Source organism: Lentimonas sp. CC4, assembly GCF_902728235.1.
GTDB lineage: Bacteria > Verrucomicrobiota > Verrucomicrobiia > Opitutales > Coraliomargaritaceae > Lentimonas.
The window spans coordinates 697,998-714,995 of sequence record NZ_CACVBO010000001.1 but is presented as its reverse complement, the minus strand read 5'-3'; the positions used below and the strand labels follow the sequence as shown (position 1 = coordinate 714,995).

The following is a 16,998-nucleotide window of genomic DNA, read 5'->3' as shown; positions in this document are numbered from 1 at the left end:
TAAATGAAACCAAGTGTTGAAATCGAATATTGCCCAGGCTGCCGCTGGTTGTTGCGCGCGGGTTGGACTGCGCAGGAATTGTTAACCACGTTTGAATCCGAGCTCGGCGCGGTGACGCTAAGGCCATCGGATATCGGTGGCACGTTTCGAGTGACGGTGGATGCAACCGTCGTTTGGAATCGAAAAGACGAAGGGCGCTTTCCTGAAATGAAGGAGCTGAAGCAGCGGATTCGTGATGAGATTGCACCAGAGCGTGACCTCGGCCATAGCGATGTGGGCGGGAAGTCGAGCGATGTCTAATTCGATCACTGAAGCCGCGCTTGCGGCGGCGCGTGAGTTGTCCGCGGGAGTGGATGCCTTGAATTTCGCTGAGCCGACGACGCATGTCTATAATTCGTTGGAGTATGCATGGGCAGGGCATGAGAGTTATTTGAAGCAACGCGCGCATTCGAAGAAGAAAGTGATCTTTATGGGGATGAACCCTGGGCCTTTCGGCATGGCGCAAACAGGGGTGCCCTTCGGAGAGATTGCGTTGGTGCGTGATTGGGTGGGAGTGAATGAGCCGATTTCAAAACCTGCGAATGAACATCCGAAACGATTGATCGAAGGTTTTGAGTGTCAGCGCAGTGAAGTCAGCGGGCGTCGATTGTGGGGCTTGTTTGAGGAGCGCTTCGAATCGGCCGATGCGTTTTTTGCAGATCACTTCGTGGCGAATTATTGCCCATTAGTTTTTATGGAAGTGACGGGGCGTAATCGCACTCCAGATAAGTTGCCAGCAGCGGAGGTGGCTGCCTTGTATTCACTTTGTGATACACATTTGCGTGCGCTCGTGGACGCCTTGCAACCTGAATGGGTGATAGGCGTGGGGGCCTTTGCAGAAGGTCGTGCGAAGATCGCGTTGAAAGGCTACGACGTGCAAGTCGGGCGTGTGTTACATCCGAGCCCCGCAAGCCCCGCCGCGAATCGAGGGTGGGGCGAGCAAGCAACCAAGCAGCTCGAAGCGCTGGGTGTTTGGTAGCTCGTAGGGAGGGACGAGCTCCGCCTCGTCTTGCAGTGTGTGAGCGCAGTGGCTCGGTCTTTGGTTCTGTGCTGAGGCTCGGCGGGCGGCGGCGTAGAACGCCGCAAGCGCGGAGGCCAGCCCTCCGCCTCGTCTTGCAGTTTAAGCGTGCTATGGCTCGGTGCTGAGGCTCGGCGGCCGGCGCGGAGGCCAGCCCTCCCACCGCTATTCCGCTCTGGGATCGCGCGACATCAAATCTGTCAGTGCCTGACGTGGATCTTTGCCTTCTTCGACGATCTTGCAGACTTCTTCGGTGATCGGCATTTCGATGTTATGCTCTGCTGCGAGGTCGCGTGCGGCTTTGGCATTCCAAATGCCTTCGGCGACTTGCTTCATGCCACCCATGATTTGTTCGAGTGTTTCGCCTTTGCCGAGTCGTTCGCCGACGGAACGATTGCGGCTGTGGCGACTGGCGCAGGTCACGATCAGATCACCGATACCGCTGAGCCCTGAAAAGGTTTCTGGCTTGGCGCCGAGGCACACGCCGAGGCGCGTGATTTCTGCGAGGCCGCGGGTCATGAGTGCTGCCTTGGTGTTGTCGCCGAGCTCCATGCCGTCGAGGATACCTGCGGCCACTGCGATCACGTTTTTAAGGGTGCCTCCGATTTCGACGCCCAGTGGGTCGTCGGAGGTATAGACGCGGAACGTTTTGCCCATGAAGGCTTGTTGGATTTGCGCCGCGTGTTCGCTGGCAATTGTGACGGCAGTCGGCACGCCGCGTGCCACTTCTTCGGCGTGGGATGGGCCAGAGAGGATGGCAACCTTGCGGCCTAAGACATCGTAGGCCACTTCGCTCATGCGTTGGTGCGTGGATTCGTCGAGTCCCTTGGTTGCACTGACGATCAAGGCGCTGTCTGGTAGGTGAGGCTTGATTGCTTCAAGCGAGGAGCGGTAGAAGCGTGAGGGAGTGACGACGACCACGAGGTCGGCATCGCTGACGTCTGCTGGATTGGAGGTCCATTGGATTTCGCTCGGAACTTTAACACCGGGCAAGTAGGTGGCGTTTTCACCAGTCTCGCGGATGCCTTTCAGTTCTTCTTCGAAAGGCCCCCAAATGGTCACCTCATTGCCGTTGCTTGCGAGCACCATGCCGAGCGCGGTGCCCCATCCTCCATTACCGATTACAAATGCTTTCATAGCTCTGACTCTATTTGATTTCGTTTAGAGACCTCAAGCTCAATGACTTCGTAGGCTCTAGTGTAGGAGCGCTTTAGAAGCGATAGCCCACCGAGAAGGCAACGGCTTGGCTGTCTAGGTCGTAGTCGCCATCGACTGTTGGGAAGTTGTTGCCGCTGACTCCACGATCGGATGCATAGATATACTGATAGGTCAGTTGCCAGTAGACATTTCCATAGTCCCGTCCGACTCCAGCAGCAAAGGCATGGCGGTCAGAATCAGGGACGATTGGCAGTAACTCTTGTGATGGCACTGCGCTTTCGATGTAGGTGTAACCGGCGCTGACGTTCCAGCCGTTGTCGAAGTAGCGAGTGACGCCGAGCTCCCATATGAATGAGGATTCCCAGTTGAGTTCATAGGATAGTTCTCCTAGATCGTCTGGCAGGCCTTCGATGGTGAGGTCATTGACACGATCCCAGTTCGTCCAATCCACATTGAACTCGATATTCCATTGCTCAGTGGGGCGGTAGGAGTAGCCGAATACGATGGATTCAGGAAAGGTGAGATCCGCCTTGGTTTTGAATTTTCCAGCGTATGGGCCGAAGATTGCAGGCTGAAGGGTTGTTTTTCCATCATAGGTGACGTCTGTCTTGGCTTGATAGTTCAGGCCGAAGGAGTGTTTCTCGGAGGGTTGCCAGAGGGCTGATAGTGAGAACCCTACGGTGTCGTCATTTGAATCAAATGTGAGTGCGTTCGTTTTGATTTTTACGTCAGTGTCGTCGTAGCTGGCTCCCGCTGATACCGAAAGTGTTTCGGTGATCTGCCATGCGAAGACGGCATGATATTTGGTATACGTGAGGTCTGCTTTGTAGGGAACGAAGGGATCGACGGCGAATTTCGCATCTTTCCCCCAGTCCGTGCCGAGTGCGAAGGGTGCATAGACGCCAAAGCCTGCGGCGAAAGGAGTCTCTTCAAACTTGTGGCTAACGAAAAAGCTCGGGACGGCTTGGAAGTCATCGTCCATGTCGTCGTTGCCGCTCATCGTATCCGCACTGTAGCCGAGAGAGATGGCAAAGACGCTGCCGTGGATCTGTGTGCCTTCGAGTTGTGTGAGACCTGCGCCGTTATAGAAGACTGCGGAGGCGTTGTCTGCTGTGGCAGTAAAGGCATTGCCGCGGGCGGTTGCGAATGCGTCGATGTAGGCGATGCGCGTTGCCGCTGCGTGGGAAGCGAGTGAGGTTGCTAGGCTGAGGCTTGTGAGTAACAGGAGTCGTTGATTCAGATTCATTGAGTTTGGGTAGGGGATCGGATTTTAGCGGAAAAGTATTGCGGGCCGTCGTGATGGAGGAAGATCATGATGAGTCCTCGTATATTGTCCGAGATTGATTCGCTGTTCGTGATGAACAAGATGAGGGTGGCAGGTCCGTGGAGTATGAATAATGCGTGTTTTTTGCTGAATTCATCGCTGTGCTGCAACTGCAAATTGCCGTTGGATCGCCCTCATTCGGGAGAGAGGCTCGGTTTGGCACTGTGCAAAAGTATCCCTGATCGCCTTGCTGGACCGTTGGAGGACGAGAGTGAACTGGGCAAAGGCAGTCGGTTCATATTCTCAGTCGATGTGTGCGAAGAAGAGGCTTAATCTGTCTTTTTACGGAATTTTGCCAAGAGATGATGACTCTTATGTAAGATTCAAATTGTCAAATGGGCAGAAACTCTCCAACCTGCGCGACTTTTTGACAAATTCGCTCTTCGCTAATAGTTTTTATTCATCATGCAAGTTACGCTCCTCAAGTCTAAGCTGCTCCGTGCAGAAGTTACTGACAGTGCCCTCCATTACGAGGGTAGTCTGGCGATCGATTCCGCATTGATGGATCAGATCGGCCTCGTTGCCTACGAAAAGATCCTCGTCGCAAATATCGCCAATGGCGAGCGCTTCGAGACTTACGCGATCGAGGCTCCCAAGGGTTCACATACCATTTCTCTGAATGGCGCCGCTGCGCACAAGGGCGAACTCGGTGATTTATTGGTGATCATGTCCTTCGCTCAGTTCGAGGCAGAAGAGGCGAAAGCCTGGAAGCCCAAGGTGCTGGTGCTGGCAGATGGCAACAAGCGCGTGGTGCGTGCGGACAATGTTCTCATTGCTGAGGACGTCTTCTACGACTGCTAGTCGCTTCGATTTATTTTCCTAAAAAGCCGATCATTCGCATGGTCGGCTTTTTTTGTGTCTGTTCTTCGACTTGATTCGTAGCTTCGAAACTCTGTTTCGGGGTCTAGCAGCACGGATCAAACTTTTGGAAACACGAGTTTACAGCGCGAATTCCCGTTTCAGCGCTTCCATGTCGAGGCACTGCTCCATTAGGTCGGCCATGGCGGAGTAGGTGTGGTCGGCTTGGGCTTTGCGTGAAATGGGTGAAATCGTGACCTTCTGCAGGTTGGCGGCTTCGACCAGGCGCTGGCGCATGGGGGCTCCGTCGAATAGACCGTGTTGGTAGCTGCCCCAGATATTGCCGAGGCAACTGCCTTCGGGAATGGTGGTGCCGTCTGTGTGGAGTATGTGGAGTAGGGGCGCGATTTGGCGGGGGGCACCTGAGGGACAGACAAGAATGTCTGTGTCACTTCCGTGTGGCTGCGGTTTGATTTGAGAGCGTCCGCTGTGGATCTCATAGGTGTCCCAAGTCTCGCCGTCGCAGTGCGATTGGCGGGGGGCGACAGTTTTGTGCGCGTGAAATTCGGTTTGGAGGGGCAATAGGCCAAGGCCTTCTGCGTGTCCCGCGAGTCCTGCGATGCCGCTAGGATCGCTGAGCTGGGTCCCGAGCATTTGGTAGCCGCCGCAGATGCCGACGACGGGCACGCCTGCCTTGGCGCGCGCTTGGATCGCAGCGGCGAGTCCCGTCTGTTGCAACCATGCTAGGTCTTGCAGGGTGTTTTTGCTGCCAGGAAGGATGATGGCGGCGGCGTGCTCGATTTCGGCCACGGTGCTTGCCCAATAGACCTTGAGCCCCGTGTCGTTGCGCCAGGCTTGAATGTCTTGAGAGTTGGAAATCTGTGGTAGGCGCACCCATGCGATGCCGTTGTGCTGAGCCGCGCTGGTGGCATTATGCAGGCACAGGCTGTCTTCTTCGTCGATCTGCAGTTGGTTCCGCTGCGGCAAGAGTCCGAGGTAGGGCAGGGTGCAGTGCTCCGCGAGATACGGAGTGGGATCAGGGAACAGCGACGTGTCGCCGCGAAATTTGTTAATGACATGGCCGAGGCCGGCGGCTTGGTCGGCGGGGGACATGAGCGCCCATGTGCCTGCGATTTGAGCAAAGACGCCGCCACGTTCGATATCGGCGACGAGTATCCACTTACCGTTGACATAGCGGATGGGGCGCAGGTTGGCGATGTCGCGGTCGACGATGTTGAGCTCGACGGGACTGCCGGCGCCTTCCATCACGAGCACGTCACATTGATTCTGCCAGCCGTCGAGCGTCTCGCGCACGACTTGCCAGGAGTCCTCGATGGTTTGGTAATAGTCGCGGGCGTGAACTTGCTCGACTGCTTTGCCTAGGCGCACGACTTGCGAAGTGGAGTCGCCGACGGGCTTGAGTAAGATCGGGTTCATCTCGACGCGTGGCGCGAGACCACAGGCCGCGGCTTGCACGGCTTGTGCAATGCCGATTTCGCCGCCGTCCAAAGTGGCACAGGCATTGTTCGACATGTTCTGCGCTTTAAACGGTGCGACGCGCACGCCTTGGCGGCGTAGCCATGCGCAGAGCGCGGTGGCGAACCAACTTTTGCCCGCATTCGATGAGGTGCCTAGTATGCCGACTGCTTTCATTGATTAAGAGGGAGGAGACTTGAGAGAGATGAGATTGGAGATTGGAGGGGGGAGAGCTGAGAGGGGGGCTAATTGCTGTGTGTGGCCTGTGAAATCTCGCAAAATCCAAAGGTGAACCGATGGCCCGGATCGTCGAATTCCCGTAGGATGGGAGCTGGTCTGTTTAAGGCGATGGGGGCGCTGAATTCGGGTGCATCGTAAACGAAGGTGTGAAATTCACCATTCTCACCGCAGGGATCAATACCTTTGGGGAGGTCATTGAGGAAAGCTTGGTCGTAGTCACGTCCTGCAAACTCAATGCCGAGCCGCTTGGTGTCGACACAGACGACCGCGGCTTTGTAGCCGAAGTGAATGAAGCGTTGAGCCAGTTCGGTGGTGTCCGTTTGCCAGATCGGGTAAATGCATTGGAGGCCGAGTGGTTTATGAAAGCGCTCACGCCATTGTTTGATGTCTTCGAGATAAAGGTCGCCGTAAGCGATTTTTCGAATGCCGTGTGCGGCTTGTTCACGTAGTGCTGTGGAGACGGCGATTTCGTAGGATTGTGCTTCGTTGACTTCGACCTCGATGAGCGGGAGCCCCAATGCCGACGCCTGAGCGCGCAGCAAGTCTTGGGAGACGCCGTGCACGCTGACGCTTTGGTCGTGGCGCACGACGGTGATCAAAGAGTCGATCTGGTAACCTTGCTTGAGCGCAGCGGTCAATGCCATGGCACTGTCTTTACCGCTAGACCAAGAGAAGAGTATGCGTTCGTTGGTGGTGGACATGCTATTAGCTGTAGGGGTGCTGCTTGCGGCACCCGCGGGCGTAGGAGGGGTTACGAAGGTTCGTTTGTGTCTCGAGCGCTCGCGGTCTTCGCAAGCAAAGCCCCTACGTTTTATTTTTTACGATTGGGGCGGAAGAGGCGCCAACGGTCTTCGGTGAGTCCTTGTTTGTGTGACTCTTCGCGTGAGAGCTTAAAGAGTAGGTCGGATAGACGATTGACGAATTGCATGACACTCGGGTCGACGGGGTCGGCCTTGTTGAGTGTGACTAAGCGGCGCTCGGCGCGGCGTGAGATAGTGCGTGCCATGTGGCACAGGGCGCAGACTTCGTTACCGCCAGGGAGGAGGAAATATTCGGTGACGCTGGCGAGTTCGTCTTCGATCTGCTTCATCCAACCTTCCATCCAGATGGAGGACTCCGTTGGGAGTGGGGAGGCTGGGCGTGGGTCGACCTCGGAGGGAGTCGCTACGTGTGCCATGAGATTCATCATCTCAGTTTGAATGCGCCTCAAGCCGTCTTCCCAAGGATGGTCTGCGGGGAGCTTGCTGCGGAGTAAGCCGAGTGAACTGTTTGCTTCGTCGAGGTCGCCGAGGCACTCGATACGTGCGTCGTCTTTGTCGACACGACCGCCGCCGCCGACGCCTGTTTTACCTTTGTCGCCTGCGCGTGTGGATATGTTACCTGCCATTTTTTTTAAGAAGTTAGAAGTTAGAAGTTAGAAGTGAATAGTTAGAAGTGAAGAGGCCTGGTTCCTGATTCGATGTTGAGAGTTCGACGTTGGACGTTCAAATCTTCCTCAGTCTTCGAACCGTCCTTGCCATTTGAGGGCAAACCCGGTGGCGAAGGCTTGATGGATGAGTTGTAGAAAGTCGTCGTTGGAGTGGGTTAAGTCGCCTGTGTTCCAGTTGGTTAGGAAAGTTTCGGGGGCAAGCGCCTTACCGCATACCGCGCGGGCGATCAGACCGGCTTGATAGAGTAGGCTGTCTTTCGCGCAACTCTCAGGCAGCACGCCCCAAGTGATTTGATCTTTCAAGTGCACGCAGGCTTGCACGGCCCCGACGGTGACGGGGTCGTGGTTGATCGCTAGAAAGTTTTCAGTAAACAAAGTGCGTGCCGCTTCGGGCAGCGCGGCTGTGATGTCAGCGATGAAGCGTTCTTGCGTGTCGCCGAAGCGTTCTAGCTGCACGATTGAGGAGCGTCGCGCGTCAGGTGTCATACCGCATTGCAAATTGAGTGCTTGGCGGAGTGCGCCTTCCATGGCTTGGCCAATGAGCTCGCCCAGCTTTGAGTGTTTGTTGGCATCGTGATGGACGACTTCGGTGCCGAGTTGTGCGGCGATGCCGATTTGATCGGTGCCAGTGCCAGTGGCGAGGCTACCGGAGTAGCGCGATGGGGTGCTTAATTCGTGCAAGACCGCTGTTTTCGCTTCGGTGGCGACGGTGGCCGCGATCAGCAGGGCACCGGGAGTGAGCTCCTGATTGATGAAGAGCATGCTGATGATGGTGCCTGCGGGCGGAGTGGGGCGACCGAGCGATTTGACGCCATCGGCGGTTTGCTCGTAGCTGGCGGGGTCGCCTGCACGTCCTGCATTGCCACCTACGCCTGCGGTGCACACGGCGACGACTTCGAGGCCGTTGAATGTGGCGCGTTGGGTGGCGGCATTGTTCATGTTGGCCGCAGTGCTTAGAATTGCCGCTTTGGTCGTTTCGATACCAGCCTTGGAGGTGATTCGCTTCATGTAGCGCGCTGGGTCTTTGACATAGACTTCCACTAGATCAGTGTCGCTGTGCTTACACGGCTCGCAGGATTGATGATTCACCAAGTAGTCGAGGTTTTCGTGCACGCCGCCATTCATACGGCTGGTTGAGAGCACGCGATGCGGTTTGAGGAAATGCGCGTAGACGATCTTCTCTTTGCGGTAGAGGTCTACGTGGTTGTAAAATGTGTCTAGTTTCATTTTTGAAAAGGAGTCAGAAGCTAGGAGTTAGGAGTAAGAATCTAGTGCTGAGTGAGTTCTGGACGGCTGCTTGAAACGACTCCATTGTAAATACAGAAAGAAAATAGCAGACCCGATTGCCGCGGATAAGTAGGCGGTGATGTTTGCAGTCTGAGTGAAAGCGATACCAACCGAGTTGTCCGGATACCATTGCTCAGGGTAGAAAGTGTGTGTGAGGTTTGGTTGATAGCGGCTAGAATCTATGTGTCCAGCCAGCAGGCATAGAGTCTCGATACTGAAGATTAGAATGAAAAAGCGTTTATAGGCGAATGAGAAGCTCAAGGGAGCACGCCAACGTCCGAGTTGTGTGAGTGCAAAGGTGATGATGCCAAACATCATGCCTGGTCCAAAGGTGGCGACGGTTGCATATTCGAGGACGAGTAGCAGATGGTTCTGAAATGGATAGAGCTTCGTGTGAAATTCTGTAAAGTGCCGCGGCTCGATCGAGATTAGTATGAGGTCATGCAACACTGCCCATAGGATAATCGTCAGTGCATACACCCATACGTGTCGAATAAACGCTGGGCGCTTTTCGACAGGGATGGGTAATCTGACCTTGTTGAGAAGTCTCATTTCGGTGCAGTGTGGCATTCGCCGAGTTGGCGTATCCAATCCACGAGATCTTCGATGCAAGTGAAGGTGTGTGTGTCCGAGCCCTTAGTGACGACCCAGCTTGTTTTGCTTTCGTGCTGGGAAATGGTTGTGCTGAAAAATGCGTGGTTGGCATCTTCGGTGATGCCGATTCCGAGGCGAGCGAAGGCGCGGCTTGTCCATAGTGCGGCAGGGCCTTCGCCGGAGAGTGCGACCATTACGCACGGTGTTTTATGGGTGCGGAAGGCGCCGGCCTCGGGATCCCAATCCAAGTTTTCATTGGCGAAGGCGCGTTCAAGCTCGCCGCTGAGTGCGAGTGATTCGGGGGCGCCTTGGATGAGTTCGCCATCGGGTGTGATCAGCCAGAGGCGATCTGCGTAGCGTAGCGCGAGATCTAGGTCATGCGTCGAAAGTAGCATGCCGATTTGTTCGCGGTGTGAGAGGTCACGCAAAATACGCATCAACTCGACGCGACGCGGCAGGTCGAGAAAGGCCGTTGGCTCATCGAGGAGCATGAGTTGCGACTCTTGCGCTAGGGCGCGGGCGATCGATACCTTTTGGCGTTCGCCATCGCTGAGTTCGGCGACTTGTCGCTGACTCAGTGCTTCAGCGCCGACGGCTTCGAGTGCCCATTGAATGCGTATGTGATCGTGGTCGTTGAGCCCTCCGAGCCAACCAGAGTAGGGGTGACGCCCGAGTGCGGCGAAGGCGTAGGCATCCATCATGCCGATGGGCATACTATCGGTGAAGACGATGCTGACCATGCGGGCGCGTTCACGTGGAGTGATGGCGTGGAAGTCTTTGCCTTGTAGTTGTAAGTTGCCACTTAGTGGGGCTTGCACGCCTGCGAGGGTTCGAATGAGTGTGGATTTGCCTGTGCCGTTTGGGCCGAGCAGGCAGATGAATTCACCGCCTTGAATCGCGAGGTTCAATGCTTTCAGTGTGGCCTGTGATTGGCCTTTCACTTGATAGCCGATGACTAGGTCTTCGACATTTAGCTTTGGGACTGTGTTTACGGTGTTCATCCGAATAGGCGCTTCATGTTACGCTGTTTGATGAGGGCGAGTATGATCACTGGTGCGCCGATCAATGCGGTGATGGCATTGAGCGGTAACGAGACGTCGAGACCTGGGCCGCGTGCGATGAGATCCGCTGTGAGTGATATTAGTGCGCCGACACAAATGGTAGCGGGAATTAGGATACGGTGACTGCTTGAATTAAACAGACTGCGGCTGAGGTGTGGGGCGGCGATGCCGAGAAAGCCGATTGGCCCGCAGAAGCCTGTGACGGTGCCCGCGAGTAGTGATGCGGACAGCAAGATGAAGAAGCGCACTTGTTTGGTGCGGGTGCCTACGCTTTCGGCGTAATGCTCACCGAGGAGTAGTGCGTCGAGTGGTTTCATGAACAGCAGTGTAATGATGAGTCCAATACAAATGGCTGGGGCGAAAACGATCATTTGATTCCAGCTGACGTTGCCATAGTTGCCGAACGACCAGTTCATGAATGACTGCAGGCGCTCGGCCATGCTGAAGAACATGAGAATGCTGACCAGTGCACCAATCGCGTAACTCATCATGAGACCGAGGATGAGGAGCGTCATGACATCGACGCGGCGTGACATGGTGAGGGTGATCATCAGAGTCACCGCGGCGCCACAAGTGGAGGCGAAGACGATAAGGGTTTGCCCTGACAAGCTGAGGCTTTCAGTAAGACTGATGCCGATGGGGGCGAGCAGTAGTATGACAATCGCGACGCCCAGGCTAGCGCCAGAGTTAACGCCCAACACAAACGGGTCGGCCAACGGGTTTCGAAAGATGGTCTGCATCATCAGGCCGGCGGTGGAGAGTGCGGCGCCGGCGAGGATTGCGGTGGCGATACGCGGTAGGCGAAACTCAATGATGATCTGTCGCAGCACGTCGTTGACCTCGGGAGATCCAGTGATGGCTTGCAGGATGACCTTTGGAGCCAGCGGTTGTGAGCCCAAGCAGGCGCTGAGCAAGGCGACGCCGATTACGCCTAGCACAAGTAGCACGAAGAGGGCGACTCTTCGTGTTGTGAGATGCGGCTGTGGTTGCGTGGGCATATACTAATTGAGTTGCTCGTAGTAGATGAACTCGTGGTCTTTGGCTAGATCGGGGTGAAAAATTTTGATCATGTCGGCCAGCACTTCGTCGGGGTGCACGATGCCACGCTCCCAGATGTTGTTGCCGCCAGTGAGGTTGAACTGTTTGCAGCTGTTGTAGATCTGACCGTCTTTGGCTGCCTGAAAGTGCATGAAGCGCTGGTCGGCAGAGAAGAGTGATTTGAGGTCGCGGTAGCTGCTGGGGTTGATCCAGATGTCGGCGTTGGCTGCTTTGAGGAACACACGTTCAAAGTCGAGTGGGATGCCCCCGCTGGTGGTGTCGTCGGCCCAGATGTAGTCGCCGCCGGCATCGGCAATGGCTTTGGCCATGTAGCTCTGCCCGCCTGGCACATGCCATGCGCTGGCATAGGGTGCGCCGCTAAAGACGGTGGGACGCGGTTGGATCTCTTTGGTGTTGGCGACGAGTTGGTTGTAACGTTCGGCGATTTGATCGAATATGAGGTCGGCCTGTGCGTCTTGTTGGTAAAATGCAGCAATGAATTTAATCCACTCTGAGCGGGCGAGTGGGTGCTGCTCCATGTAACTCGCAGAGAGCACGACCGGTAAGCCGGAACGCGCGAGTTGGGGGTGGACATCAAACAGTGGGTTGCCGGAAGAACTGGTGAGAATGAGGTCGGGCTGTAGCAAGAGCATGCGCTCGATTTCTAAACTTTGCCCAGTTTGCACTGCAATGATTTGACCCGCATCAATGCGCTCGTGCACTTCGAGGTTGTTTATGAAATCAGGGGTGGCAACGCCGACCAAGGATTCTTGAAGGCCGAGCGTGTCAATATAGCCCACAAAGGTGGTGGCCATGACGACCACGCGCTCGACGGGCGTGCGAATGAGCATCGCACCTTTCGGGAGTTTGGGCACGGCCTGCCCCTTGGGGACGAGTGCATAGCGAAAGCGCTCTTTGGAGTTACGGCTGATGTTTTTCACCGTGATTAGCCGGTGGGTCGGGAAGTCCTCTATCTGCAGATTTTGCGCGTAGTCGAATTCAACGGTGTCGGCGGCTACGGCTGCTTTAGTCGCGATAAGAAACCCGAAACCAAGGCTTAGAAGGATTCGGGAAAGGTGCTGTAAGAAGAGTGGGTAGGTCATTTTAGAAAAAGGGCGCTTGCCTCTGTATGTAGACAAGCGCCCCGCTTATTAAGGATAAAATGAAATCTTATCGATTTCGTTTAGAAGTTCACACGCACGCCGGCCATCATGTTGAAGCCTGGTGTGCCGTAGCCGACGATCTCTTCGTAGTCTTTATCTAGGATGTTGTTTGCCGATGTCCAAACTGTCCACACCTCTGAAATCGCATATTGTGCTGCCAGATTGACTGTTGCGTAGTCGGGGGATTCTTCGGTCGAACCGAATTGAGCATTACGCTCACCGATGTAGAGAACCGAACCTTTGAGGTCTAGCTTGTCTTCTAGTGTGCGCCAAGTGAGACTGACGCTCGCTTGATGCTTGGGTGTGTAGAGAGGCTCTTTGTTTACGTCGCTTGTGGCATCGGTGTAGGTATAGCTGCCGCGAAAGGTCAGGTCGGGTTGAATCTTCCAGATCAGTGACGTTTCGACGCCATCACTTTCGTAGTTCTCATTTACCATGGCTCCCGGCCATCCTGGCCAAGCACCTGGAGCCGTAGGATCCCAAGTCATTTTGTCATCAATGTCGTAGCCAAATGCGGTGACATCAAAGATGACAGTGTCTTCGAAGAGTGTGACTTCGACGCCGATATCCCAACCTTCACCTTCTTGATGTTTCAAGTCGGGGTTGTAAGTCAGATTATAAAGGGATGGAGCTTTGAATGATGTGCCGTAGGAACCGTGGAAGCGTGAGTTGATTGGCTCAACTAGGTAGCTGAATGTCGTGCGCCAAGTCTTTTTATCGCTATAGCCACTAGGATGATCGTAGCGACCGCCGATTGTCCAGAATAGGTTCTCGATGACTTCAAAGTTATTATCTACGTAGTAGGAAGCATTACTGCGAAACTCGTGGGTATCACGATTCTCGTTGTGTTCATATCCCGCACCACTGGCAAGGGTCCATGACTCGTTTACGGTGACCACGTTACGCCATTCTGTTTCGTAGCGATCTGCCTTGAAGGGGGTTTTGCCCCAAGTGTCGTTTTTATCTTCATTATCGACGCCAGTGTAAGCAAAGCTGAGTTGCGTTTCCCAAATGTCGGTCGCTTGGAAAATGGCTCCCGTTTTTGCAAAGATCTGTTCAGAATCATTCTTGCCGCTGTTGTCTGCGAGGGAAGTGTCGTAGTCTGCTTCGGAGTCGATATAGTAGCTGGCTAGATAGAGTTCTAAGTCGTCGTTCACCGCGTATCCGACTTTTAGGTTGGCGGCGGTATTCTTGTAACCGTCGTCTTCATTATCGCCAGATAGCGAGGAGTAGCCGTCACTGCTGTAGCGATTTAGGCTCATTGAAAGGTCCCACTTGCCTTCGTTCATGAGTAGGCTGGCTGACGCCTGACGTGTATCGTCTGTGCCGTAGCCAGCTTTGATGATAGTATTTGTCTCACCTTCGGCTGGCTTTCGAGTGGTCATGTTGAGCACTCCAGCGAGTGCATCGGCTCCGTAGAGTGAGCTCTGAGGGCCTTTGAGTAATTCAATGCTTTCGATGGTGTCACTGAAGATCAAACCGGGGTTGAGCATGCGCCCTGTCATTGGGTTACTGACTTTGATGCCATCGACGAAGACGACGGGATTATCCCCATTGAGGCCACGAATGGTCATGCCGAAAGCGTTACCCATGCCGCCATTGTTACGGACCAAAACACTAGGCACTTCGCGTAATGCGTCGGTTACAAATACGCTTTGACCGATCTCAAGGTCTTCACGGGTGATGAGTTCGACCTTACTGCCGACTTCATCGAGGGGCACCTCGTAGGTGTGGGCGACGACTACGTAGTCGGCGAGTTCTGGAGAGGCATCGGCGGTGTCCTGATTACGCGCAGGCTGATCGTCAGCATGGAGGCAGACGGAGCCTGCGAATGCTGCGATCGCTGATGCGATGCTGAGTTTTGTTGTGTATGTCATTATGTTGTTTGTTTGAAATCCTGCCTGAGAGCTGAAGTGTCAGAGGATTCAAACAACACGTGATGACAATTAACGACCTTCGGGTCGTTTTTAGGGTCACTTCGTTTTGATTGAAGTTGGCTGATCTGCTTCCTGCTTTCGCGACAGGGGCCTTCAGAATGATAATTCTGAAGTAGATAGCGTATGTAGTCAGTGTTCGGACTTCATGCCTTCAGCCTTAATTAAAGGGCTACAATCCTTGTTCATTTGGTTAAAATGGTAAGAGCGGTGAGCCCTTAATGTGGATTGTGACGTGTTACCGTAGCGCGACTGTCACCGATTTTCACGGTGTTTCCTGAGTCTGCATACTAGTTGATGTAGTTAAGAACAGATCACCTCAAAGTGATTTTGAAGCGACTGCGATATTGTTCGGGTGCTTATAATCAAGATGCAAGCCTATAAGCATTTGTTATCTCCGATTTTCTTGGGATAAGTTCTACTTCGCTTGCTTAGAGTGCGACCTGCAAGGTCATCAGCGTAATTGAAAATAAGAGTGCAAAGGTATAGGTGCGGCGCATGACGGCGATACTGCGACGGATGTCATTGGCAGTGGGTTGTGGTGCCCCTGAGTTCATCGTTTTGGTGTGGAGCAGTTTGCCGTCTTTATACATTTCGCCACCAATCACGATACCTAGTCGCTTTGCCATGGCGGCTTCGGGCCAGCCAGCATTCCAGCTTGGGTGTTTTTTCGCATCGGAGCGTAACTGCCACCATGCGCGGAAGTCCCAGCTACCAAAGGTGATGAGGCTGCAGAGACGAGCGGGAATGAAATTTAAGACGTCGTCCATGCGGGCGGACAGTTTGCCGATTTTTTCGAAGCGCGCAGTGCGATGCCCGATCATGGCATCGAGCGTGTTGCAGAGCCTAAAGAAGAGTGCGCCCGCGGGCCCAAATACTAAGAGCCAAAAGAGTGGGGCGATCGCGCCATCATTGTAATTCTCGGAGCCACTTTCGATGGCTGCGCGACAGACCGCATCTTCATCCATACGGCTGGTATCACGGCCAACGATCCATGAGACACGTTCGCGTGCTTTTTCAATACTAACACTGAGTGCGTCCGCAATGGCGGCGACGTGCTTCGTTAAATCGGTAAAGGCAACGGATTGAAAGACGACAATGGCATCGAGCGGTAGGGTAAGCCACGGGTTAATACTGCTGAGTAAGCTACGCAGCAGCAGGTAGCCGCCGAGCATAATGACCATGAGGCTGAACCATAACACGATGCCGCTGAAAACCGTTCGCCCGAGTTGCTTTGCCCAAAACGTTTCAAGCTGGCTGATTAAATTGCCAGCCAGTTTGACTAGGTGCGGCATCTTGCGTGGGTCTCCGAAGATCAGATCCAGTGCAAGTCCTAGAATGCAGGCGATGAGCGTCACGATATCCATACTTGTTTCGCATTAAGGTATTGTTGCCTAAAGAGAGTCGACTTTAAAAGTGGGCGGGATTCTTTCTGATGGTGATAAAATTGATTAATTTTAATTGCTGAGAATCAGTGTCAATAACGCTGCTGCTTTTTCGCCGACGATGGTTTGCCTCGTGAAGTATCCGCTGTGATTCTGGGCGGGAGGGTACTCTTGAATAATTGTGCCTTTCAATGCTGAGTCTAGAAGTCCGTTCTAATGTGATGGGTGGTGTTGCGATCTTTTTGAGTGAATTGATACACTCGTATTTATTTTGAGATTGATTCTCTTAGATCGAATTATGCTTGTCGTGTTTAGTATATGTGTAATTTCTGTCAGCAGCGATGAACCAGCAGGTAGATATTTTATGTCGAGCGTCCTTCGTGAGGCTTGCAGTGACTTTTGCGAGCGCCACGTGGGACGCTGAGGAGTTTGAGTCCGGCGCGAGCGTCAGTGAAGACTTGATGCCTTCTGCGGTCGTAGCGACTCGCGCCCCGTTTAAAAGAGATGTATCGCCACAGGTGTGTGTGTATCGATTTTCCTTGTTCAAAAAGGTAGGCAGGCTGTGGTTTCCATTCGGGGGGATGGCAGCCTGCCTTTTTGATTTCGCACATCATTCGCTTCAGATACTATCTGCTAACTTCTGCCTCCCCACTTCTATTTAATGGCGAATACTCAACAGCGTGCAGTGATCTTGTCTGTCTTGAAAGAGGCGGGTCGACCGATTACGCGTGAGGAGCTGCTTGAGCTAGGGCGCCGCAAGTTGCCGCGCTTGGGTTCTGCTACGGTGAACCGTGCTATTCGTGAAATGACGGAAACGTTTCAGATCATTGGGGTTGTTTTTCCTGGGCAACCACGTCGTTATGAGTTGCCCGCTGAGAAGGAGCACCCTCACTTCATTTGTCGAGGTTGTGATAAAGTGTTCGATCTTCCTGTGGCGATGCAATTGCCGCCGGTGCATGCACCCAAGGGCTTCGTGGTGACTGGCGGGGAGGTTGTTTATTCGGGCAAGTGCCCTACGTGTTCAAAAAAGACTTAGCCGATCATCGTTCGGCTG

At 54.1% G+C, this 16,998-nt stretch carries 16 protein-coding genes and 1 riboswitch; of the genes, 4 read left to right on the top strand and 12 right to left on the bottom strand.

Going from position 1 to position 16,998, the window contains the following annotated elements; translation table 11 throughout:
• The first annotated feature begins 3 nt into the window (after positions 1 to 3).
• Both GZZ87_RS03100 and GZZ87_RS03095 read left to right on the top strand, forming a co-directional pair.
• Complete coding sequence (locus GZZ87_RS03100; RefSeq protein WP_162027312.1) at positions 4 to 300, top strand: SelT/SelW/SelH family protein; 297 nt, start codon at positions 4 to 6, stop codon at positions 298 to 300.
• Positions 293 to 1,018, top strand: coding sequence for a uracil-DNA glycosylase family protein (locus tag GZZ87_RS03095; protein WP_162027311.1), 726 nt, complete (start codon positions 293 to 295; stop codon positions 1,016 to 1,018). Before GZZ87_RS03100 ends, GZZ87_RS03095 begins: the two co-directional genes overlap by 8 nt.
• Before the next feature lie 204 nt (positions 1,019 to 1,222).
• Here GZZ87_RS03095 and GZZ87_RS03090 read toward each other — a convergent pair whose 3' ends face one another.
• Complete coding sequence (locus tag GZZ87_RS03090; RefSeq protein ID WP_162027310.1) at positions 1,223 to 2,194, bottom strand: NAD(P)H-dependent glycerol-3-phosphate dehydrogenase; 972 nt, start codon at positions 2,192 to 2,194, stop codon at positions 1,223 to 1,225.
• 73 nt (positions 2,195 to 2,267) lie between these two features.
• Entirely contained in the window at positions 2,268 to 3,461 is a 1,194-nt protein-coding gene (locus GZZ87_RS03085; protein ID WP_162027309.1) for an outer membrane protein transport protein, read from the bottom strand.
• A gap of 483 nt (positions 3,462 to 3,944) precedes the next feature.
• On the opposite strand from GZZ87_RS03085, the gene panD reads away from it, so the two are divergent.
• On the top strand, positions 3,945 to 4,340 hold the full coding sequence (gene panD, locus GZZ87_RS03080) for an aspartate 1-decarboxylase (RefSeq protein WP_162027308.1): 396 nt from the start codon (positions 3,945 to 3,947) through the stop codon (positions 4,338 to 4,340).
• A gap of 138 nt (positions 4,341 to 4,478) precedes the next feature.
• Here the strand turns inward: panD and GZZ87_RS03075 are convergent, their stop codons facing one another.
• The 10 genes from GZZ87_RS03075 to cbiB all read right to left on the bottom strand — a co-directional run bounded on the left by GZZ87_RS03075 (position 4,479) and on the right by cbiB (position 15,926).
• Positions 4,479 to 5,990, bottom strand: a complete 1,512-nt coding sequence (locus tag GZZ87_RS03075; protein WP_162027307.1) for a cobyric acid synthase — start codon at positions 5,988 to 5,990, stop codon at positions 4,479 to 4,481.
• Positions 5,991 to 6,058: 68 nt separating this feature from the next.
• Positions 6,059 to 6,754, bottom strand: a complete 696-nt coding sequence (locus GZZ87_RS03070; RefSeq protein WP_162027306.1) for a diphthine--ammonia ligase — start codon at positions 6,752 to 6,754, stop codon at positions 6,059 to 6,061.
• Between the two features lie 110 nt (positions 6,755 to 6,864).
• Positions 6,865 to 7,440, bottom strand: coding sequence for a cob(I)yrinic acid a,c-diamide adenosyltransferase (locus GZZ87_RS03065; protein ID WP_162027305.1), 576 nt, complete (start codon positions 7,438 to 7,440; stop codon positions 6,865 to 6,867).
• Between the two features lie 108 nt (positions 7,441 to 7,548).
• The gene (locus GZZ87_RS03060) at positions 7,549 to 8,709 is read right to left on the bottom strand and encodes an adenosylcobinamide amidohydrolase (RefSeq protein ID WP_162027304.1); all 1,161 of its coding nucleotides are present in this window, start codon (positions 8,707 to 8,709) and stop codon (positions 7,549 to 7,551) included.
• Between the two features lie 27 nt (positions 8,710 to 8,736).
• Positions 8,737 to 9,321: a hypothetical protein gene (locus GZZ87_RS03055; protein ID WP_162027303.1), complete on the bottom strand. Its 585-nt coding sequence runs from the start codon at positions 9,319 to 9,321 to the stop codon at positions 8,737 to 8,739.
• On the bottom strand, positions 9,318 to 10,364 hold the full coding sequence (locus GZZ87_RS03050) for an ABC transporter ATP-binding protein (RefSeq protein WP_162027302.1): 1,047 nt from the start codon (positions 10,362 to 10,364) through the stop codon (positions 9,318 to 9,320). The genes GZZ87_RS03055 and GZZ87_RS03050 overlap by 4 nt, the downstream gene beginning before the upstream one ends.
• Positions 10,361 to 11,422, bottom strand: coding sequence for an iron ABC transporter permease (locus GZZ87_RS03045; protein ID WP_162027301.1), 1,062 nt, complete (start codon positions 11,420 to 11,422; stop codon positions 10,361 to 10,363). The genes GZZ87_RS03050 and GZZ87_RS03045 overlap by 4 nt, the downstream gene beginning before the upstream one ends.
• Before the next feature lie 3 nt (positions 11,423 to 11,425).
• The gene (locus tag GZZ87_RS03040; protein WP_162027300.1) at positions 11,426 to 12,565 is read right to left on the bottom strand and encodes an ABC transporter substrate-binding protein; all 1,140 of its coding nucleotides are present in this window, start codon (positions 12,563 to 12,565) and stop codon (positions 11,426 to 11,428) included.
• 80 nt (positions 12,566 to 12,645) lie between these two features.
• Positions 12,646 to 14,502 carry a TonB-dependent receptor gene (locus GZZ87_RS03035; protein WP_162027299.1) on the bottom strand — a complete coding sequence of 619 codons (1,857 nt, stop codon included), beginning with the start codon at positions 14,500 to 14,502 and terminating at the stop codon, positions 12,646 to 12,648.
• 169 nt (positions 14,503 to 14,671) lie between these two features.
• Positions 14,672 to 14,896, bottom strand: a riboswitch (cobalamin riboswitch).
• A gap of 94 nt (positions 14,897 to 14,990) precedes the next feature.
• Entirely contained in the window at positions 14,991 to 15,926 is a 936-nt protein-coding gene (cbiB, locus tag GZZ87_RS03030) for an adenosylcobinamide-phosphate synthase CbiB (protein ID WP_162027298.1), read from the bottom strand.
• Between the two features lie 679 nt (positions 15,927 to 16,605).
• Here cbiB and GZZ87_RS03025 point away from each other — a divergent pair.
• Complete coding sequence (locus tag GZZ87_RS03025) at positions 16,606 to 16,980, top strand: transcriptional repressor (protein WP_162027297.1); 375 nt, start codon at positions 16,606 to 16,608, stop codon at positions 16,978 to 16,980.
• The last annotated feature ends 18 nt before the right edge of the window (positions 16,981 to 16,998 follow it).